12 protein-coding genes are annotated in these 20,698 nt (G+C 70.0%); 6 read left to right on the top strand and 6 right to left on the bottom strand.

Features of this window, described 5'->3' with window-relative positions; all coding sequences use genetic code 11:
- The 4 genes from AC3ET4_RS27490 to AC3ET4_RS27505 all read right to left on the bottom strand — a co-directional run.
- Window positions 1-782 (bottom strand): SDR family NAD(P)-dependent oxidoreductase (locus AC3ET4_RS27490; protein ID WP_431954036.1); only part of this gene is annotated, 782 nt, incomplete at its 3' end.
- Window positions 783-791: 9 nt separating this feature from the next.
- Window positions 792-1,451, bottom strand: a complete 660-nt coding sequence (locus AC3ET4_RS27495; protein WP_431954038.1) for an MOSC domain-containing protein — start codon at window positions 1,449-1,451, stop codon at window positions 792-794.
- A gap of 59 nt (window positions 1,452-1,510) precedes the next feature.
- The gene (locus AC3ET4_RS27500) at window positions 1,511-2,566 is read right to left on the bottom strand and encodes an aminotransferase class V-fold PLP-dependent enzyme (RefSeq protein ID WP_431954040.1); all 1,056 of its coding nucleotides are present in this window, start codon (window positions 2,564-2,566) and stop codon (window positions 1,511-1,513) included.
- Between the two features lie 500 nt (window positions 2,567-3,066).
- Window positions 3,067-3,381: a WhiB family transcriptional regulator gene (locus tag AC3ET4_RS27505; protein WP_431954042.1), complete on the bottom strand. Its 315-nt coding sequence runs from the start codon at window positions 3,379-3,381 to the stop codon at window positions 3,067-3,069.
- A 470-nt stretch (window positions 3,382-3,851) separates the two neighbouring features.
- Between AC3ET4_RS27505 and AC3ET4_RS27510 the strand changes: the two genes are divergently transcribed.
- The 4 genes from AC3ET4_RS27510 to AC3ET4_RS27525 all read left to right on the top strand — a co-directional run bounded on the left by AC3ET4_RS27510 (window position 3,852) and on the right by AC3ET4_RS27525 (window position 8,244).
- Window positions 3,852-4,463, top strand: coding sequence for a response regulator transcription factor (locus tag AC3ET4_RS27510; protein WP_003948568.1), 612 nt, complete (start codon window positions 3,852-3,854; stop codon window positions 4,461-4,463).
- Between the two features lie 261 nt (window positions 4,464-4,724).
- Complete coding sequence (locus tag AC3ET4_RS27515) at window positions 4,725-5,339, top strand: sigma-70 family RNA polymerase sigma factor (RefSeq protein ID WP_431954081.1); 615 nt, start codon at window positions 4,725-4,727, stop codon at window positions 5,337-5,339.
- A gap of 172 nt (window positions 5,340-5,511) precedes the next feature.
- Window positions 5,512-7,014, top strand: coding sequence for an IMP dehydrogenase (gene guaB / locus AC3ET4_RS27520; RefSeq protein ID WP_431954083.1), 1,503 nt, complete (start codon window positions 5,512-5,514; stop codon window positions 7,012-7,014).
- A 108-nt stretch (window positions 7,015-7,122) separates the two neighbouring features.
- The gene (locus AC3ET4_RS27525) at window positions 7,123-8,244 is read left to right on the top strand and encodes a GuaB3 family IMP dehydrogenase-related protein (protein ID WP_431954085.1); all 1,122 of its coding nucleotides are present in this window, start codon (window positions 7,123-7,125) and stop codon (window positions 8,242-8,244) included.
- 87 nt (window positions 8,245-8,331) lie between these two features.
- On the opposite strand, the gene AC3ET4_RS27530 is transcribed toward AC3ET4_RS27525, so the two are convergent.
- Entirely contained in the window at window positions 8,332-9,567 is a 1,236-nt protein-coding gene (locus tag AC3ET4_RS27530; protein ID WP_431954087.1) for a nucleotide sugar dehydrogenase, read from the bottom strand.
- Window positions 9,568-9,875: 308 nt separating this feature from the next.
- Between AC3ET4_RS27530 and AC3ET4_RS27535 the strand changes: the two genes are divergently transcribed.
- On the top strand, window positions 9,876-11,582 hold the full coding sequence (locus AC3ET4_RS27535; RefSeq protein ID WP_431954089.1) for a glycerol-3-phosphate dehydrogenase/oxidase: 1,707 nt from the start codon (window positions 9,876-9,878) through the stop codon (window positions 11,580-11,582).
- Between the two features lie 99 nt (window positions 11,583-11,681).
- Complete coding sequence (locus tag AC3ET4_RS27540; RefSeq protein ID WP_431954091.1) at window positions 11,682-13,307, top strand: serine/threonine-protein kinase; 1,626 nt, start codon at window positions 11,682-11,684, stop codon at window positions 13,305-13,307.
- 92 nt (window positions 13,308-13,399) lie between these two features.
- Here AC3ET4_RS27540 and AC3ET4_RS27545 read toward each other — a convergent pair whose 3' ends face one another.
- The gene (locus AC3ET4_RS27545) at window positions 13,400-20,179 is read right to left on the bottom strand and encodes a hypothetical protein (protein WP_431954093.1); all 6,780 of its coding nucleotides are present in this window, start codon (window positions 20,177-20,179) and stop codon (window positions 13,400-13,402) included.
- Window positions 20,180-20,698: the final 519 nt, after the last annotated feature.

Raw genomic sequence — 20,698 nt, forward strand, 5'->3', positions numbered from 1 at the left:
TCGAGCGGATAGGCCGGGCCGAAGCGCTTTCCCGCCTTCGTCGAGAACCGGCCGAGCGCTCCGCCCGGCGCCAGCTTGGCCGCGACCACCGCGGCCTTGTAGCGGGGGTCCGGCACGCTCAGCAAACGTCCGCGGGCCAGGTCGCGCAGGGCCGCGGCGACCACCTTGTCGGCGTCCAGCCACGCCCACGAGGGAATGCCGCTCGTCTCCATCCCGGCCCGCTGGTGGAACTCGGTGCGGACGAAGCCCGGGCAGAGCGCCATCAGCCGCACGCCGGTCCCCGCCAGCTCCCGGGCCACCCCCTGGGTGAAGTGGACGACCCACGCCTTGCTCGCCCCGTAGGTGCCGCGCGGCACGAAGGCCGCCACCGAGGCGACGTTGATCACGAATCCGCGTCCGCGCTCCCGCATGGCCTCGGTCGCGGCGCCGGTCAGCCGGAGCACCGCCTCGCAGTGCACCTTGAGCATGGTCAGCTCATCGCTCATCGGCACGTCGCCGAAGCCGCCGCGGTTGCCGAAGCCCGCGTTGTTGACCAGCACGTCGACCGGCCGCTCGCGGTCGCGCAGCCGCGCCTCGACCGTCTCGATGCCCTTGCCCGCCGACAGGTCGGCGGGCAGCACCTCGACGCTCACCCCGTACGCGCGCCGCAGCTGCTCCGCGCGCTCCTCCAGCCGCTGCTCGTCGCGGGCGACCAGGACGAGGGCGTGGCCGTCCTCCGCCAGCCGGCGCGCGAAGGCCGAGCCGATTCCCGCGGTCGCTCCCGTGATCAGTGAAGTCGTCATGTCCGCAGGCTAGTCAGCCCCCGTGCGCCTGCGGGCCGCGGCGCGCACATCTCGCGGGAGCGCGTCCGCCGCCAGCAGCCGGGGGAGCAGCTCGGGCTCGAGGGTGACCGCCCGGAAGGTCAGCGCGACGGTGACCTCGTGGTCCGGGCGGTGGACGATCTCGACCGGGTCGCCGGCCCGCACTTGCCCGGCTTCGGCGACCCGCAGGTAGGCGCCGGGCAGCGCGGCCCGCGTGAACGTCCTGACCCAGCCCCCCTGTTCCAGCCAGCCCTGGAAGGTGGCGCAGGGGATCCGCGGGCAGGACACCTCCAGGACGGCGCCGCCGGGCCCGCCGATGCGCCAGCGCTCGCCGATCAGCGCCCCGTTGACGTCGACGCCCGAGGTGGTCAGGTTCTCCCCGAACATCCCGCCCCGCAGCGGCAGGTCGAGCCGGCGCTCCCAGGTGTCGAGGTCCTCGCGGGCGTAGGCGTACACCGCCTGGTCGGCGCCGCCGTGGTGGGCCACGTCGTACACCCGGTCGCCGGCGAGGCCGACCGCGCCGGTGCCCTTGGGGCCTGGCGCGGTCACCGCCACGGGGCCCGCGACCGGGTGCTTGTCGATGCCGGTCGTCCCGCTCGCCTTCCAGGGGTTGGGACGGGGCCGGCCCACGTTCACCGAGAGCAGTCTCATCCCGCGACCGTACGGTGCCCGTCCGGCACACGGCGAGGCGTTTTCCGGCGGCCCGACCCTCACGCCGCGAGCACCCGCAGCAGCCGGTCGACGTCCGCCTCGGTGTTGTACAGGTGGAAGGCCGCCCGCAGGTTCCCCGCGCGGGCCGACACGCGGATGCCGGCGGCGGCCAGCCGCTCCGCCGCGTCGCCGAGGCCCGGGACGGCCACGATCGCCGAGGGCCGCGCGCCGGACGGCACCGCCTTGTGGCCGAGCCGCAGCAGGCCCGCGCGGAAGCGCTCGGCCAGCGCGGTGTCATGGGCGCCGACGGCCTCGACCCCCAGCTCCTCGACCAGGCCCAGCGAGACCGCCCCGGCCAGGTACGGCAGCAGCGGCGGCAGCACGTCGAACCGCCGGGCCGACCGCGCGAGGCGCGTGACCGGTCCGTAGCAGTCGTCCCACGGGTCCTCGGCCGCGTACCAGCCGGCGAACTGCGCGGACACCCCGTCCTCGGCGCCCTCGCGCACGGTCAGGAAGGACACCCCGCGGGGGGCGAGCAGCCACTTGTAGCCGCCGCACACCACGTAGTCGAGGCCGTCCGCGCTCAGCGGCAGCCAGCCGGCCGCCTGGGTGGCGTCGACGAGCACACGCGCCCCGTGCCGGGACGCTGCCTCGCGGACCGCCGCCAGGTCGGCGACCCTGCCGTCCGCGGACTGCACGGCGCTGACGGCGACGAGGGCGGTGGCGGGGCGCACGGCGTCGGCGATGCCTTCCAGGGGCACGGTGCGCACCGTGACGTCGGCCCGCGAGGCGAAGGGGTTGACCAGGGAGCTGAAGTCGCCGTCGGCCAGCACGACTTCGGCCCCCGCGGGGAGGGCGGTGGCGATCATGCCGACGTGGGTGGAGACGGAGGAGCCGAGAGCGACGCGCTCGGCGGCGACCCCGGTGATGCGGGCATAGGCGGCGCGGGCGGCGGACAGGGCGCGTTCATGGCGCAGCCAGTCGTCGGTGCCGCCGGACCAGGAGGCCGCGGCGGTGCGCAGCGCCTCGGCGGCGCGGAGCGGGCCGATGCCCGAGGAGGCGGTGTTGAGGTAGGTGATCCCGGCGTCCAGCGCGAATTCCCCGGCGATGTCCATGACTCCTCAGCCTGCCCCCGGAACGGCCCGAAGTCCATCGGTCACCGAGGGTGACTCCGGGAGGAGACGTGTGCGCGAAGGGTCGGGCGTGGCCCGCGGCGGGGTCGGGGGAGGCGGTGCCGGGCGCCGGAAAGGGCGGGTGGGCTTCGTCGGAGTCCGCCCCTCGGGGGCATGGATCGCGTCCGTCGACGCGGCGACGCGCGACTTTCCGGTCCGGCGGACGGGGGACGGGCACGGCGCGGGCCGGGAAGCCCGGCTGCCGCCCGGCGACGGCGCCCGGCCGGTGGCCGCGGACGGAGCTGCCGCGAGCCGTGCGGGACCCGCGTCCTGCCGACGCGCGCCGCGACGTCGGGCCGGCACCGCCCGAGAGGCTCGGGCCCGGTGTCGGCAGAGGCGCTGGGGGTGGCTCGCGGCTTCGCGCGAGCCCCGACGGGTCCGGCTCCGCGGCACCTCCGTCGCTTGTGATGAAACGTTTCCTCGTCGTCTGCGATGTCGGTGAGTCAGTGACTTCCGGTGGCGTGCGAGCTCATGAGCCGGTTGCGGGACCGGCCCATCATCTCCTCGCGCTCGTCCTCGGTGAGTCCGCCCCAGACCCCGTAGGGTTCGCGGACCGTCAGAGCGTGCGTCGCGCACTCGGCGCGGACGGGGCAGCGCATGCACACCTCTTTCGCCGCCGCCTCACGCGCGCTCCGGGCGGCACCGCGCTCTCCCTCGGGGTGGAAGAAGAGGGAGCTGTCGACACCGCGGCAGGCGGCGACCAGCTGCCAGTCCCAGAGGTCGGCGTTGGGGCCCGGGAGGCGGGAGAAGTCTGCCATTGCTCATCTCCTCGAGAGGTGGGCTGCAGGGACACCGTCCAGGCGGGTAGCCCAGGGAGGTGCTCTCGACGTTACATCTACTGTCGAAGTAGATGTAAATATGATTCATCACAAAATCGCCAACGAACTCCCGCCATGCGGGTAAAAAGCCGCCAAACAGGCAAAATCTGACATTGCCCCCCGGTCGGCGGTCGGCGTGTGCTGCAAGCGGGCTCGCGCCAAGCAGCCTTTTGTGATCCGCCGAACCCCCGCCGACCTGCGACGTTGCTGTTCCGTGTCGGTCCGCGCACGGAGAGTGCGCGAGTTGCCCGCCAAACTCCGTAACTCTTTCGAGTGAGGGTCGTTGAAGGTGCGGAAGTGGTTGGCGGTCGAACTAATCGGGCAGGCGCCCGAGGCCGTCATCCTCGCCGGTGAACGATTCGTACAGCCTGGAGGCTCAACGTGACGCGGATCAGCTGCGGAGGACGGTCATGACTTCCGTTCTCGTCTGCGACGACTCCCCGCTTGCCCGAGAGGCCCTGCGCCGCGCGGTTGCGACCGTGCCCGGCGTGGAGCGTGTGACGACCGCGGCCAATGGCGAGGAAGTCCTCCGCCGCTGGGGCGCCGACCGCTCGGACCTCATCCTGATGGACGTCCGGATGCCCGGCCTCGGCGGGGTGGAGACCGTGCGGCGGCTGCTGTCCGCCGACCCCGGAGCCCGCATCATCATGCTCACGGTCGCCGAGGACCTGGACGGGGTAGCCCTCGCCGTCGCCGCCGGTGCCCGCGGATACCTGCACAAGGACGCCTCGCGCGCCGAGTTGCGGGCCACGGTCACCCAGGCGCTGGCCGACCCGACCTGGCGGCTCGCCCCGCGCCGGCTGCGCTCGGCCGAGATGGGCGCCGCCCCGACCCTGACCGCCCGCGAGATCCAGGTGCTGGAGGGCATGAGCCACGGCCGTTCCAACGCCGAGATCGGCCGCGAGCTCTTCCTCTCCGAGGACACCGTCAAGACGCACGCGCGACGCCTCTTCAAGAAGCTCGGCGCCTCGGACCGGGCCCACGCGGTGGCGCTCGGCTTCCGCTGGGGCCTGGTGCGCTGAGGCAGCGGCTTTGAGGGCTGAGGGGCCGATGAGCCGTGGGGCGGCTGTGCGGCTGCCCCGCTCGTACCGGTTTCCGCGCCGAGGGCGCATGCTTGAGGCATGGACTCTCGGGGACACGGTCGGGCGGGGCGGCGGGTGCATGACATGACTACGGCCGGTGCGGTCCCTCGCAACGCTCCACACGACGCGTCGCATAACGCTTCGGAGCACAACCTCGGGTCCGAGCGCACGGAGCGGCCCTCGGGGATGCACTATGGACGGATGCGCGACGAGGCCACCGGCAATGAGACAGCCATAGGGGCACTCGTACGTCGGGCGGTGGACGGCGACGAGCAGGCGACGCACGACCTGCTCGCCCATGTGCACCCGCTCGCCGAGCGCTACTGCCGCACCAGGCTGTCGCGGCTCCCGGGCGACGCCCGCCACTTCGTGGACGACCTCGCCCAGGAGGTCTGCCTCGCGGTGCTCTGCGCCCTGCCCCGCTACCGGGACCAGGGTCGGCCCTTCGAGGCCTTCGTCTTCGGCATCGCCGCGCACAAGGTCGCCGACCTGCAACGGGCCGCCATGCGCGGGCCGGGCTCGACGGCCGTGCCCTCCGACGAGATGCCCGAGCAGCCGGACGACTCCCTCGGTCCGGAGGAGCGGGCGCTGCTCAGCAGCGACGCGGAGTGGGCGCGGAAGCTGCTCGCCAACCTCCCGGAGCACCAGCGGGAGCTGGTGCTGCTCCGGGTCGCCGTGGGCCTCACCGCGGAGGAGACCGGTCAGGTGCTCGGCATGTCGCCGGGCGCCGTCCGGGTGGCCCAGCACCGGGCGCTGTCCCGGCTGCGCGCGCTGGCGGAGGAAGCCGCCACGGGCGCCCCGGGGTTGAGCGCCTAGTCCACCGGTACCGGCGCGGTCCCGGTGCCGTTGCGGCGTCGGCGTCGGCGTCGGCGTCGGCGTCGGCATCGGTGTCGGCGTCGTTCCGGTGCCGTTCGGGCGGCGGGACGGGTTGCCCGTGGGAGCCATTAGCATTGAACATCTCGCCGGGCAAGACCATGGGGAAGGTGTCATGACGCTGAACGCCGACGGAGTAGCCGACAAGTTCGGGTTGCTCGGACTCACCTACGACGACGTGTTGCTGCTCCCGGGTGCGTCGGACGTCGTGCCGAACCAGGTCGACACCCGCTCGAGGGTCTCCCGGAACGTCACCGTGAACATCCCGCTGCTCTCCGCGGCGATGGACAAGGTCACCGAGGCGCGGATGGCCATCGCGATGGCCCGCCAGGGCGGTGTGGGCGTGCTCCACCGCAACCTGTCCATCGAGGACCAGGTCAACCAGGTGGACCTGGTGAAGCGGTCCGAGTCCGGCATGGTGACCGACCCGATCACCGTCCACCCGGAGGCCACCCTCGCCGAGGCGGACGCCCTGTGCGGCAAGTTCCGCATCAGCGGCGTCCCGGTCACCGACCCCTCCGGCAAGCTGCTGGGTATCGTGACCAACCGCGACATGGCGTTCGAGAGCGACCGCTCCCGGCAGGTCCGCGAGGTCATGACGCCGATGCCGCTGGTCACGGGGAAGGTCGGCATCTCGGGCGTCGAGGCGATGGAGCTGCTGCGCAAGCACAAGATCGAGAAGCTGCCGCTCGTCGACGACGAGGGCCGCCTCAAGGGCCTGATCACGGTCAAGGACTTCGTGAAGGCCGAGAAGTACCCCAACGCCGCCAAGGACGCCGAGGGCCGGCTGCTCGTCGGCGCCGCCGTGGGCGTCGGCGACGAGGCCTTCCTGCGCGCCCAGCGACTGGTCGAGGCCGGCGCCGACTTCCTGGTCATCGACAGCGCCCACGGGCACAGCCGCGGCATCCTCGACATGGTCGCGAAGGTCAAGGCCAACATCAAGATCGACGTGGTGGCCGGCAACGTCGCCACCCGCGACGGCGCCCAGGCGCTGATCGACGCGGGCGCCGACGGCATCAAGGTCGGCGTCGGCCCCGGCTCCATCTGCACCACCCGCGTCGTCGCCGGCGTCGGCGCCCCGCAGGTGACGGCGATCTACGAGGCATCCCTCGCGGCCGGCCCGGCCGGCGTCCCGCTGATCGGCGACGGCGGCCTGCAGTACTCCGGCGACATCGCCAAGGCCATCGCGGCCGGCGCGGACACCGTGATGCTGGGCAGCCTCCTCGCGGGCTGCGAGGAGTCGCCCGGGGAGCTGCTCTTCATCAACGGCAAGCAGTTCAAGTCGTACCGCGGCATGGGCTCGCTCGGGGCGATGCAGTCGCGCGGGCAGGCCCAGTCCTACTCCAAGGACCGCTACTTCCAGGACAACGTGCTCTCCGAGGACAAGCTCGTCCCCGAGGGCATCGAGGGCCAGGTGCCCTACCGCGGCCCGCTCTCCGCGGTGGCCCACCAGCTCATCGGCGGCCTGCGCTCCTCCATGGGCTACGTCGGCTCCGCCACGATCCCCGAGCTCAAGGAGAAGGGCCGCTTCGTGCGGATCACCGCGGCCGGCCTCAAGGAGAGCCACCCGCACGACATCCAGATGACCACCGAGGCGCCGAACTACCACACGCGCTGACGGTACGAGCGGACGATCCGGAGCCCGCGGCCCGCACGGCCGCGGGCTTCCGGCTGCCCTGCCTGGGATACTGGACAGGGCAGGCCACGAAGGAAAGGCATAGCGACAGTGACTGAGATCGAGATCGGGCGGGGCAAGCGCGGCCGCAGGGCATACGCATTCGACGACATCGCCGTCGTCCCGAGCCGCCGTACGCGGGACCCCAAGGAGGTCTCGATCGCGTGGCAGATCGACGCCTACCGCTTCGACCTGCCCTTCCTCGCGGCACCGATGGACTCGGTGGTCTCCCCGGAGACCGCGATCCGCATCGGCAACCTCGGCGGCCTGGGCGTGCTCAACCTCGAGGGCTTGTGGACCCGCTACGAGGACCCCGAGCCGCTGCTCGCCGAGATCGCCGAGCTGGACGACGCCTCCGTCACCCGGCGCCTGCAGGAGATCTACGCGGAGCCGATCAAGGAGGAGCTGATCGGGCAGCGCATCAAGGAGGTGCGCGACGCCGGTGTGGTCACGGCCGCCGCGCTCTCCCCGCAGCGCACCGCGCAGTTCTCCAAGGCCGTGGTCGACGCGGGCGTGGACATCTTCGTCATCCGCGGCACGACCGTCTCCGCCGAGCACGTGTCGGGCTCCCACGAGCCGCTCAACCTCAAGCAGTTCATCTACGAACTCGACGTCCCCGTCATCGTGGGCGGCTGCGCCACCTACACCGCCGCGCTGCACCTGATGCGCACCGGCGCCGCGGGTGTCCTCGTCGGCTTCGGCGGCGGCGCCGCCCACACCACCCGCAACGTCCTCGGCATCCAGGTGCCGATGGCGACCGCGGTCGCCGACGTGGCCGCCGCCCGCCGCGACTACATGGACGAGTCCGGCGGCCGCTACGTGCACGTCATCGCGGACGGCGGCTTCGGCTCCAGCGGCGACCTGCCCAAGGCGATCGCCTGCGGCGCTGACTCGGTGATGATGGGTTCCCCGCTGGCCCGCGCCACCGACGCGCCCGGCCGCGGCTACCACTGGGGCATGGAGGCCACCCACGAGGAGCTTCCGCGGGGCAAGCGTATGAACCTGGGCACCGCCGGCACGACCGAGCAGATCCTGCTCGGCCCCTCCCACGCGCCCGACGGCTCCATGAACTTCTTCGGCGCGCTGCGCCGCGCGATGGCCACCACCGGCTACTCCGAGCTGAAGGAGTTCCAGCGGGTCGAGGTGACGGTCTCGCCGGCGCAGCACCGCTGACCGGGCGGCGCCCCCGCAGTCGCCGTACGTCGTCGCGCCGCTCGCGCTCGTCGAGGTGATCGTCGTGCCGGGGCGGACCATCGGAGCTCACAGCCGGGCCGCCGCCCCGGCCGGGGTGGCCCCGCGGGTGTCCAGCAGCAGCTGGGCCTTCACGGCCAGGCCCTGAAGGTCATAGGTGCGGTGGTGCTGCAGCAGGACCGTCAGATCGGCGTCCGCCGCGGCCTCCCACAGCGAGTCGGCGCGCGGGACCGGGCGGTCCAGCACCCGCCACCGCGGCACATACGGGTCGTGGTAGCTGAGCTGCGCCCCCAGTTCGAGCAGGCGGGCGGCGATCTCCATGGCCGGTGAGCGCTCCTGGTCCGGCAGGTCCGGCTGGTACGTCACGCCCAGCAGCAGCACGCGCGCCCCGCGCAGCGACTTGCCGTGCTCGTTCAGCAGCGCCGCGGCCCGCTGCACCACGTAGCGCGGCATACGGGCGTTGACCACCTGTGCGTGCTCCACCAGACGCAGCGGATGCCCGGGTACCCGCTCCTGGTACGGCTGGCGCCCCGGGTCGAGCGGCATGGTGTGGCCGCCCACCCCGGGGCCGGGGCGGAAGGCCTGGAAGCCATGGGGATGGGTCTCGGCGCAGCGGATGACGTCCCAGACGTCCACGCCGATGTCGTGGCAGAACACGGCCATCTCGTTGGCCAGCGCGATGCTGACGTGGCGGTAGTTGGTCTCCAGCAGGTGCACGCTCTCCGCCTCGCGCACCCCCCGCGCCCGGACGATGCGCTCGGTGAACCGGCCGTAGAAGACGGCCGCGGCCTCCGTGCAGGCGGGGGTGAGCCCGCCGATCACCTTGGGCGTGCCGGGGCGCCGCGCCGGGGCGTAGGCCAGGTGGAAGCCGTGGCCGGCCCGCAGGCCGGACCCCTCCTCCAGCAGCGGACGCAGGAAGTCCTCCGTCGTGCCCGGGTACACCGGCGACTCCAGGACCACCGTGCTGTGCGGGCGCAGCTGCCCGGCCAGCGCGTGGGCGGCCGCCTCCAGCGCCGTCAGATCCGGCCGCCCGTCCGCCCCGAGCGGGGTGGGCGCGCACAGTACGGCCGCCCGGACCCGGCCCAGGGCGGCCGCGTCCGCGGTCGCCCGGAAACCGCCCGCGAGCATCCGCCGCACGTCCGCGGCGGCCAGCGCCCCGCAGGGCACCCGGCTGCCGGCGTTGATCGCGTCCACCACGTGCTCGTCCGGTTCGTACCCGATCACCCCGAGGCCGGCGGCGCTGGCCGCCTGCGCGAGGGGCAGGCCGGCGTGGCCGAGTCCGATGACTGCGAGGTCTACGGGCATGGGGGTCCTCTCCAGCGACGGGGGCGTCCTCAAGGGGACGGGGGGCGCCCTGCTACCCGAATGGCGCGAAATCAGGCTAACCAGACAGATAGCTGATATGACTGCACGCCACGCGGTCCAGGTTCCCCATCACGCCCGATCGCCCCTGCCGCTGTCGACAGCATCAGCGTCGACCCGGAGACCGAACACGGCGAAGGACAGGCGGGCACCCCGCGGAGCCCGACGTGCCGGCCGCGACGACACGGGTAACGATCGTGGGGACGGGGAATGCGCTCAGGCGCGACCCCGCGTCACGACGGGAGGCCAGGATGCTGACGGCGACACTGGGACCGGCGGAGCGTGCCTCCGCGCTCGCCCGGATGGCGGAACAGGAACTCGACGTACTCGTGGTGGGCGCGGGCGTCGTCGGCGCCGGGACGGCGCTGGACGCCGCGACGCGCGGGCTGGCCACCGGCATCGTGGAGGCCCGCGACTGGGCGTCGGGGACGTCGAGCCGGTCGAGCAAGCTGATCCACGGCGGGCTGCGCTACCTGGAGATGCTGGACTTCGCCCTGGTCCGGGAGGCCCTCAAGGAGCGCGGTCTGCTGCTTCAGCGCCTGGCGCCGCACCTGGTGAAGCCCGTGCCGTTCCTCTACCCGCTGCAGCACCGTGTCTGGGAGCGCCTTTACGCGGGGGCGGGTGTGACGCTGTACGACACGATGGCGCTGTCCTCCGGGAACGGCCGGGGCCTGCCGCACCACCGTCACCTCAGCCGCCGGAGCGCGCTGCGTGTGGCGCCGTGCCTGCGCAAGGACGCCCTGGTCGGGGCGCTGCAGTACTACGACGCGCAGATGGACGACGCCCGGTACACGATGACGCTGGTCAGGACGGCCTCCGCCTACGGTGCGATGGCCGCGAACCGGGCCCGGGTGATCGGCTTCCTGCGCGAGGGCGAGCGCGTGGTGGGCGCCCGGGTCGAGGACGTGGAGGGCGGAGGCGTCTACGAGGTGCGCGCCCGGCAGGTCGTGAACGCCACCGGGGTGTGGACGGACGACACGCAGGCCCTGATCGGGGAGCGCGGCCAGTTCCACGTGCGAGCGTCCAAGGGCATACACCTGGTCGTGCCGAAGGACCGGATCCATTCGTCGACGGGTTTGATCCTGCGGACCGAGAAGAGCGTGCTCTTCGTGATCCCTTGGGGCCGCCACTGGGTCGTCGGGACGACGGACACCGACTGGAGCCTGGACAAGTCCCACCCGGCGGCCTCCAGCGCCGACATCGACTATCTGCTGGAGCACGTCAACTCGGTGCTCGCCGTGCCGCTGACCCGCGACGACGTGGAGGGCGTGTACGCGGGACTGCGCCCGCTGCTGGCGGGGGAGTCGGAGGCCACCAGCCAGCTGTCGCGCGAGCACACCGTGGCGCACCCGGTGCCGGGCCTGGTGGTCGTGGCGGGCGGCAAGTACACGACGTACCGGGTGATGGCCAAGGACGCGGTGGACGCGGCCGTGCACGGCCTGGCGCACCGGGTCGCCGAGTGCGTCACCGAGGACATCCCGCTGGCCGGCGCGGAGGGCTACCACGCGCTGTGGAACGCGCGGGCCAGGATCGCGGCGCGCACCGGTCTGCACGTGGCGCGGATCGAGCACCTGCTCAACCGCTACGGCTCGCTCTGCGAGGAACTGCTGCGGCTGATCGAGAACGACCCGTCGCTGGGCCGCCCGCTGGGCGGGGCCGACGACTACCTGCGCGCCGAGGTCGTCTACGCCGCCTCGCACGAGGGGGCGCGGCACCTGGACGACGTGCTCACCCGGCGGACCCGGATCTCCATCGAGACCTTCGACCGCGGCACGCTAGGCGCCCGGGAGGCCGCCGAGCTGATGGCGCCAGTCCTCGGCTGGGACAAGGCGCAGGTGGAGAAGGAGGTCGAGCACTACGAGAAGCGGGTCGAGGCCGAGCGGGAGTCCCAGCGCCAGCCCGACGACCAGACCGCGGACGCGGCCCGCCTGGGAGCCCCGGACATCGTCCCGCTGTAATGGGAGCAGCACGCCGGGTGAAGCCGGGGCCATGGCCTTGCGGGGTCCGCCCGCTCCGCCGGATATCGTTCCTTCTGGTACGGCAGGAAGGGGCGCGCGATGTCCGACCTCGGACGCCTGGTCGCCGGGAGGTACCGGCTGATCGAGCAGGTGGGCCGCGGCGGCATGGGCACCGTCTGGCGGGCCGAGGACGAGCTGCTGGGGCGTGCGGTGGCCGTCAAGCGGCTGCACGCCCCGCAGCAGCACCTGCAGGACGACGAGCTGGAGACGCTGTTCGAGCGGACCCGGCGGGAGGCGCGCAGCGCGGCGCGTATCAGCCACCCCCATGTGATCGTCGTCCACGACGTGGTCGACGACGAGGGCGCCCCTGCCATCGTCATGGAGTACGTGCCGTCCGTCACCCTGGGCGAGCTGCTGAAGGAGCGGGGCCCGGTGGCGCCGGGGGAGGCCGCCCGGATCGGGCGGGCCATGGTCGCCGCGCTGCGCGCCGCGCACACGGCGGGGGTGCTGCACCGGGACGTGAAGCCGGGCAACGTGCTGCTGTCGGAGTCGGGCCGGGTGGTGCTGACGGACTTCGGGATCGCGCAGGCCTCGGGGACGTCCACGCTGACGCGGACCGGAGAGCTGATCGGTTCGGTCGACTTCCTCGCGCCGGAACGGCTGACCGGGGGCGCGCCGGGGCCGGAGGCGGACCTGTGGGCCCTCGGGGCGACGCTGTTCCAGGCGGTGGAGGGGCGTGCGCCGTTCCGCCGGGACACGCCCATCGAGACGGCGTACGCGATCGCGACGGGCGAGGTGCCGGTGGCACGGAACGCGGGACCGCTGGGGCCGGTGATCGCCGGGCTGCTGGTGCGCGAGCCGGGGGACCGTCTTTCGGCGGCGGAGGCGGAACGGATGCTGCGGGCGAGCGCCGCCGAGACCGAGACCGCGCGCGTCCCCCGCGAGAGCCTCCTGCTGCCGCCCACCGAGCCGACCGCCGTCGTGCGGCCCGCGGCCCCTGATCCGCGGCCCGCGCCGCCGCGGGCCCCGTCGGCCCCCGATGCCCCGGTGGCCCCGCGGGCCCCAGCCCCGCAGGCCACGCAGCGCCGGCGTCGCATGGGCGCGTGGGCGCTGGTCGCCGCGGTGATGGCCGCCGTCCTCGCCGGCGGCGGCTTCTACGCCGCACAGCACTTCGGCGCCCCCGCCGGCACCCGGGGTGCGGGGACGGCACCTCCGGGCCACCCGGCAGCGTCCGCGCCGCCGTCCTCCCCAGCCGCCGCCCCCTCCACTCCCGGCCCGTCGCCCGTGCCGGCCGGATACCACCTCGCCGAAGAGCCGGGCAAGGGCTTCTCGGTCCCGGTGCCCGACGGGTGGACCCGTCAGGAGAAGGGCGACGAGGTCATCTACGTCGACCCGAGCGGACTGGCCGGCCTGCGGATCAGCACGCTGGACTACGCGGCGAGCGACCCGCTGGAACATTTCGAGGAGGAGGAGCGGCAGACCATCCCCAAGGTGGCGGGCTACGAGCGGCTGCGGATGCAGAGCACCCGGTGGCGTGACCGCCCGGCCGCCGTCTGGGAGTTCGCCTTCCGGGGCCGGGCCCGCGACTTCCGGGCCATCGACCTCGGCTTCGGGGAGCCCGGCGGGCGGGAGTTCGCCGTCTACCTCTCCGCGCCGACCGCCCAATGGGGCGATTTCAGGACGGCCTTCGACAACGCGGTGGCCGGGCTCGTCGTCCACGAGTAGCACCAAGGCCGAGCCCGAGACCCCGCCCCCCGACCGCCGGCGGCCGCAGCGCGGGTCGTCGGTTTCCGGTCGGGAGTGCGGTGGATCCGGGTTCACTGCGGGCAGATCTCTATGAGCTCATCACCTTGTTCCCCGATGGAGACCTTGACCCTGTGGTCGAGTTTGTTGGCGACCTGTTGGGCGATCATCATCCACACGACGAGCCCTTCTGCGGGAGCGGTCAGCAGGATGTCCGTGTTCTCCATACCCCAGCCGGGTGTGTGAGCGATCGTCTGCGCGATCACTCTTTTGGCCTGCTCGGTCGCGGTGGCCACAGCCGCTTCCAGGGCCGGGCCGTCCGCCGTGGTCCGGAGGTGTTCGGCATGGACCGCTTCCAAGCCGGTGATCTCCTCTGCGGTGAACCGGGCCGGATGACGGATCACGTCCAGCGGTAGCCCCACCCCCGGCCTGCCCGTCGCCACCGGCACCGTCTCCTCGGCGAAGGACACGACCGGTTTCCACTCATATCGCTGGGGTTCCGTTCGTCTGTACGTGTCCCCGGTCTGCGCCTGATCTCGGTGCTCGACCTGTTCGCCCCTGCCCTGGGCCGGGTCGGATTCGCGGACGAGATCCTCGGTGGCCGCGTCGGACCGGTGGAGCGAGGAACTCGCGTGGAGATTCGCGTCGGGGAGTCGCGGGGCTTCTTCGCGGGACAGGGGCATGCCGTCACGGACCGGGGTGGGCGGGGCCTGCCCCATTACGGGCGCCTCGTCGAGGTCGTCCTCGAACGGGCCGAACTCCGCCGAATCCGACGAATGTGTGGATGCGACGTCGTCCTCCGGTTTCCAGGAGGACACCCCTCTCGAAGTCCAGTAATCGATCAACCGCTCGTTGGCCGCAACTGCGACAGGGGCGAGGTCCCAGTCGCCCTGATTCATTCCCCATCGCGCCCGACCGAACTTGGCCAGGCCCTTCGTGTAGGCCTGCGGAACGAATCTACGGGAAAACTCACTCAGTTGATTGTGCCGCAAGGCGGCTTCATGGGTGAGCAGCCTTTCACCGATCACCGCCCGAGCAGCTGTTGCACCCGAAAGAATATTATTCTGCGCCTGGTCCGCGAGCTGCTGGAACTCCTGGCTCTTGTCTTTGGAAAATCCTCTGAGCATAATAGAAATGCGAGTGGCGGCGTAGTCGAACGCGCCGTCCGAGAGATTGTCCTCGAGCGCGTTCAGCCTGTGTTGCAGGGTGCGCTTTTTCATGGTCCGCATCCCGGTATCTATGAAGTTGTCGATTGCGACTATCTCCCTTCGGTCTGCGTCGTAGAGGAAGTTCCCCCAGTTGAAGTATCCGTTATCGCGGTAGAATCTGTCGGGGTATTCAATGAAAGAGTCGACGGCGATCAGGGCGCCGAGTTGTCGCACACTCCTCTCGTCCTCGAGGAATGCCTTGATTTCATGGGGCGACATCTCCTTCACGGATTTACCTGTGACAAATTCGGTGACCGAAAAATGTTCCGCCCTGGCTGATATGAGGCTATCGGAATCAGAGCGTGCCATCAAGGCCCGCAGCACTCCGGCCTCCTCGGAACCTCGCGAGTAGAACCGAGAGTCAGGAGTTCTAATGCCGCCGACCAGTCGAATGAATTCGTCGGCATATTTCACCGCAGGGCCGGACTCCTGCGCCTTCACCACGACCTTTCTTCCTTGGCTGTCGGAGACGAAGAATACGCCGACCGTACCTACCGAGGACCTTTGAACGGTCAAATCGTCGAGGTTCCAGGAGGCAGGATTCCCTCTGGGGAAACCGATCATCTCGGGCGAGAAGAATGCGTCCTGCCGGCGAGCATGTTCCGTCTGCGGGGACTGGTTCCGCGTCGTGTCCAGCGCCTCGTTCGGGGTCGTCTGCGCCCGTAGGCTTTCGTAGGCCGTTCGCTGTTCGTCGCTCATTGCGCCGGTGAAGGTGCTCAGCTGCTGGAGCAGGACTGTCCGACCCTTCACCGACAGGGTGCCGTCCTGAAGTGCCGACAGCAGACCGTTTACGGATGAGTCGTCGGTCACTGCCGGGCGGAGAATCGGGCCCCGATTCAATTCCGCGCGTGCCAGGGCCGAGGGCTCGTCCTTTCTCAACCCGCCCGGGCGGCGTTGCCCTGCGGCAGGGGGAATCGGCTCGGGTCTGACACTCGGAGGGGCGGTGGCGGCGGATCTGGGTTCCTCGAGGAAGGATCGCTGAACCATGCCTGTCGCAGGAACCGTTGCGGGCCGTACCCCGCTGGGCGGGGCCTGGTGTGCGCCGTCCGGTACCTTGCTGGCAATACCGTCGGCGACGTGGTTGGCCAGTTGCGTCAGGGGAAGGTGACGCTGGAATTCGGGAAGCCGCTGCCAGGCCCTGACGATGCCATCGACAGTGACAGCGCGGGAGGCACCCTGCCGTCGCAGGGCCGATTCCACCTGGCTCGTGAGATCCCTCTGGAACGTACCGGGCCCGGTGATCTCCTGGTACCGGACCGCGTCCCGGGTTTCCGGGGTCAGGCCGACACTGTCCCAGTACTGCTCGGCCAACTCCTGGGCGCGCTCCTCCATCGCGGCCTGCGCCTGAGGGCTGGCAACGACTTCACGCCCTGTATCCGCAGACTTGGCCACCCTGTCGACGGACATGCCCGCCTGCGCAACCGCCTCCACATCCCGCCAGTACGCATCGAGTTCCCCAGGGCTCTCGATGCCCAGTGGTGCCGGCCGGATGCTCTGGTACACGTCACGAGCAAGCGACTTCCACCCCGTCGGTTGGCTGCTCAGGGTGGAAGAGTCACCTCCAGCGGTCCGCAGCGGGCCGCTTCCCTCGGACTCCGGTACACGCGAGGGGGCGACGACCGGCTCTGCCGGTTCCTGGTCGAACTCGGCTTGGTTCGCCACTCCGGCTGCACCGCCGAGCGTCCGGGTATGCCAGACATCCTCCCCCTGTCGCCGGCCGGTGCCGGGCACCTGGGGAAAAGGCCGCCGTTTGGTGGCCTGCGGGTGAGCCGGGCTCTTCTCTTTCCGCCTTTCCTCTTCCTCCCTCAGCCTCATCTCTTCCTCATGCTGAGGGAGTTGGGCATTCCAGGCCTTAGCAATTCGGTCTTCTTTGTGCCCGTAAACGCGGGCATTCCTTCTATCCGCCTTCACCGCATCGGGCCGGGCGGGCGCAGCAACATCGAGTGCCCGCACGCTCTCGTCCCTGTGCACGGGCGCTTCCTGGTTCCGCCTCGGTCCTTCGAAGTTCGCCGGGGGGACCTGCCGCGCCGTCGGCTGCGGCAGCGGACGGGGTCGGCTCGGGGCGTCTGTCGTGATGCGGGAATCCTTTGATCGGGCAGGACCAGGTGACTGTACGGCCGTGCTCTCCGGCAGCGGCGGAGGAACCTCGCGTTGACGGACTGCGCCGGCGCCTGTGTGCTCCGGCCCCTTCACCGAACCGCTTCCTGTTGCGACCTGCCGCGTCGGATCGGGCAGTGACCGGAAAGGGCGCGTCGGAACATGCACAGACGTTGCTGGCGCGCTGGGGGCCATATACGACCGCCCGGCCTTCAGCGCCTCGCGCGCGTGCTCCATGTTCCAGCCCTCCCAGGTGGGCCGGGCAGGCGTCCAGTGCTGTTCGCCGTCGTGACGGACCAGATGGAGTTCCCTTGTGCCCTCCCCGATCCGCACGATGTACGGGTCCCTGTTGGTGCCGACGGTCAGCACGATCAGTGAAACGTTATAAAGGCGTGCGAAGAGGTTGGGCACGAGGTCGCCGCCGGCATTGCTGTAGCTGCTCATTTCGCGGAGCTGAGTCGAAAGCGCAGAGAGCACCTCGAAGCGGCCGTCTTCCCCTCTGGAAAGCAAATCCTCCACGACCTGATCCGAATCCCGGTCAGGGTGTTCCGAGGCGTACATGTAGGCCAGGGCATATTCGTTCTGATCCCAGTACTCACCATCCGACTCCAGATAGTCGGCCAACTGGTTACGCAGTCCCTGAACTGCTTGATCCAGTTCTCGCTGCCCGCCTTGAACCGGAGCCAGGATCGAGAGCACCGAATAGAAGAAGCAGTTCCCGTCAGGGCGAACATCCCACGAGGCCAGACCCGCTCGTTGCGCCAGACTGTGCATAGCTCTTATACCCGATGCCAGGGGTCCTTCAGGATTCAATCCGGCAAGTGGATCGAGAGCAACGGGAGTCACTGCGTTTTCGCTGTCGCGCTGGTCGGGGATCCGGGCGGCGGCGTGACCCTGCGATGTTCTCCCTGGCGGGCTGTTGACGGGCCGTCGGTGGTCCTGGACAGATCCTTGGGGCGATGCGGCAGAAATCAGCCGCGACCCGCCCGCCTCATTCAAAGCACCCGGCACGCCCGCGGTCCCGGAAGGCGGAAGCATTGTCACGGCTTCGGACTGATCACCGGCCCACCAGCCTTCATGATCGCCGACGGGAGGCCGGTGCCGCCCTTCAGTAAAGAGGGCCTCAGCTGCGGGAGGCAGTGCGATGCGCTGTAGTTCGGTCTGCCTCCTGTTGCGTGTGAGTGTTGTGCGTGTGATTCCGGTGACCCGCGACCTCAGGTCCTCCCTGGAGGAAATGTAGCCAAGGGCCGCCTGCCAGACCAGATCCGGATCAGGGTGCCGGGTGACCGCTCGGTTCACGCGAACGAGGTCCAGGTCACCCGGCCTGTTGGCCAGCAGGCCACGGAGCAGGGTGTGAACGACGCGTGCAGTGAATTCGACGGTCTCAGGGCGCGTGTACGAACGTTTCGGTACGGCGGTCGCAGGAACGACCCAGCTGCCGGTGTATCCGACTTCCAGCCCCTCGATAGCGGGCATATCCTGCATGTATCTCAAACCCAGAAGGTCCGTCAGCTCCCTGTAGGAATCAGGCCCTGAACGGCGCATCACCGAATTTCGCACAACCATGCCACGGGGCTCGGCGAACCACTCTTTGGGGCGCTCTCGAAATTCCGGCGGGTAAAGATTCTTCTGTGATTTCGAATAATGTCCCTTGAGGAAATTTCTTTGCAGGTCGAAGAGCGGATGCCCCTTGTGGGCCGCAAAGGCGGCGTTGCCGACTCCGGCCTCGCCGTGTCCGATGGCGTACCCGGCAGTGCTATGAGTGACCTGCCAGAGCCCGGCCAGCGACGATATGACATTGTCTCCGTCGCTGTACATCCCCCCCATCGACATGACTTCCAGGCGTAGGATGTCGCTTGCCGCAGCCCATCCCGGACCGCTCTGTTTTGCCATTTCCGTCATGAACTCATAATGCAGCTGCATCGGCCGCGCCTCGTTGAACACCTCGTGCACATTGACAAGCGCGATGTTGTGGGACAAGGCCCATTCAGTCATCTTGTGCAGGCGGGCCTCCCACTCGTTCTGCGGGCCCGACGCCCTCACCCGGTCCAGGTCCGCTCGTGATATGTCGGTCCACAGGACGAAAAGGGCCTCGTCGCCGAGTCGGCGGGCCGCGTCCCCGTAGTTGTCCCAGAAACTGGCCGTATAACCGTCCCGTACCAGAGGGTCACCGAACCAGATAGCCTGGACGAGAGCCGGAGTTTCCACGTCGCGGGAAGCCAGTCGAGGAACGTTGGGTGCATCACTCCAGACCAGATCTTCACGGTGATAGGAATAAATTTTTTCGTTGAAGCTCGGCCACTTCCGCGGGTTCATTATCGCGGGATCGGCCTTGAGCCCCGTCATGTCCATGCTCTCGAGGAGAAAAACCCACTGACCAGCGGTGATGCGGGAGTAATCGTAGGCGATGTCGGTTTCCGGATTGATCAGCATATCCGGCACGGGAGCAGGGTGAAGAATGCCGAAATGGTCGACTCCGAGTGATCCCGGAACGGAGAGCTGGGTTTCGGCAGAGTTCTCCATGTTCCGCAGGTCCTGTATGAGCTGCACCGCCCGAGTTGGCAAGGGCGGCCTCGCACTTGGCTTGGGGGCTCCTCCAATCAGGCCTTCGGTGGGGCGGGTGTTGAACGCCTTGCTGAGTTGTTCGGAGATCTTGTAGGCGGGGTGGTTTTCATCGGTGGGCGTTCCGGGGTTGTTCCGGACGGCTTCGGCGACGACGTTGGCCATGTCGTCGTGCAGGCGCATGTACTGTGCTTCGGTGGAGCCGGGGTCCAGATTGTCCCGGATGGTGGGCCGCGGTTGGTGGTGGATGTCCATGACGGCGGCCACGCTCGGCCAGAGTCGCTCCGCTTCCCCATCGTTCATGTTCTCGAGGCGGTCGCGCGCTTCATCGAAGGGTTGCTGCCAGTTGGCGCGCGTCTCGGGGTCTATCTCCGGGTACCGAACGGCGGTGGGCCGTCCGGCTGCGCCGCTTTCGCGCTGTTTTCCTGGGGCTTCCGACTGGGGCTGGTTCCCATCCGCGGAAATGACGGGGTGGACGCGGTCGTCCTCCAAGGTGGCATTGTTCGGATACGGCCCGGCTTCGGCTGGTACGTGCGTGTCCCCGGTCCGCCCGCGATCTCCGTGCTCGACCCGTTCGCCGGTCTCCTGGGCCGGATCGGATACGGTGCCGGGTGTGGTGGTGCCCGGGTGAGTGAGCAGATCCTGGGCGCTTACGTGGTCTGGGGCGTTGTCGACCTGGTTCGCTTGATCTGTCAGGGCGCCTGAACGCACTGCGGCAGCGGACATGGGTCCGTCGAGGAAGGGCCGCGGAGCCGTACCGGTCGCAGGAATCGTGGTGGGCCCGGTCGGAACCGTGTGCGTCAGGCTTTCGGCTGGTTCGTGCCGAGAGTGGCTGGTGTGGGCCGGAACGACGGTGTCGTGTCCGGTCGTCGCGGTGAGGGCTTCCCTGAGTACGCCCGAGTACGCCTCGGCCAGCAGCTGTCTGGCCCTTTCCACCGCCGCCTGGAACGCCGCAGGAGTCGACTTCTCGCCCAGCAGCCGCTTCATGTCCTCCGCGACGGGGAAACACTGTTGGTCGCCACTCGCGCCAACCGTTGACGAACTCACCGCTTCCACTCCATTCTTTGAACCTCAAATTCAGGCCACGCTGACGAATTGATGTCACCCGACAGAAAGATTGCCCCTCACCTGCGTGGTCTGGATTGCCCAGATCAGAGTCTTCGCAGGAAAGGGGCATCAACCGACCAGGATACCGAAGGGCGACGCTGGCCCCAGGGCCCAGGGCTTAGGGCTTGGGCGAGTTCCGGAGTCGGGTGGTTGGGTGAGCCGTGACCGTTTGGGGTGCACAGCAGGGCAGGCACGGGCTTCGTGATCATTGGTGGTGTCGAAGCTCAACGATCACGAGATGGCCCGTGCCTGCCGCTATGTCTTCTCCCATCCCCGCCGTGCTGGTGAAGCTGAGTCCCCCGGGCCTCGGACGAGTTGCCGACCTGCAACCTTTCCTGGACCTGGTGCCCGACCCGCGTGCACGGCGGAGCCGCTGGTACTCGCTGGTCGCCGTCCTCC

Source organism: Actinacidiphila sp. bgisy167, from assembly GCF_057707665.1.

Bases quoted from the DNA above. Each gene is read 5' to 3' on its own strand.
- AC3ET4_RS27530 (WP_431954087.1), bottom strand. From the start codon at position 9,567: ATGCCCGTAGACCTCGCAGTCATCGGACTCGGCCACGCCGGCCTGCCC.
- AC3ET4_RS27535 (WP_431954089.1), top strand. From the start codon at position 9,876: ATGCTGACGGCGACACTGGGACCGGCGGAGCGTGCCTCCGCGCTCGCC.
- AC3ET4_RS27510 (WP_003948568.1), top strand. From the start codon at position 3,852: ATGACTTCCGTTCTCGTCTGCGACGACTCCCCGCTTGCCCGAGAGGCC.
- guaB (WP_431954083.1), top strand. From the start codon at position 5,512: ATGACGCTGAACGCCGACGGAGTAGCCGACAAGTTCGGGTTGCTCGGA.
- AC3ET4_RS27545 (WP_431954093.1), bottom strand. From the start codon at position 20,179: ATGAAGCGGCTGCTGGGCGAGAAGTCGACTCCTGCGGCGTTCCAGGCG.
- AC3ET4_RS27540 (WP_431954091.1), top strand. From the start codon at position 11,682: ATGTCCGACCTCGGACGCCTGGTCGCCGGGAGGTACCGGCTGATCGAG.
- AC3ET4_RS27495 (WP_431954038.1), bottom strand. From the start codon at position 1,451: ATGAGACTGCTCTCGGTGAACGTGGGCCGGCCCCGTCCCAACCCCTGG.
- AC3ET4_RS27500 (WP_431954040.1), bottom strand. From the start codon at position 2,566: ATGGACATCGCCGGGGAATTCGCGCTGGACGCCGGGATCACCTACCTC.
- AC3ET4_RS27505 (WP_431954042.1), bottom strand. From the start codon at position 3,381: ATGGCAGACTTCTCCCGCCTCCCGGGCCCCAACGCCGACCTCTGGGAC.
- AC3ET4_RS27515 (WP_431954081.1), top strand. From the start codon at position 4,725: ATGCGCGACGAGGCCACCGGCAATGAGACAGCCATAGGGGCACTCGTA.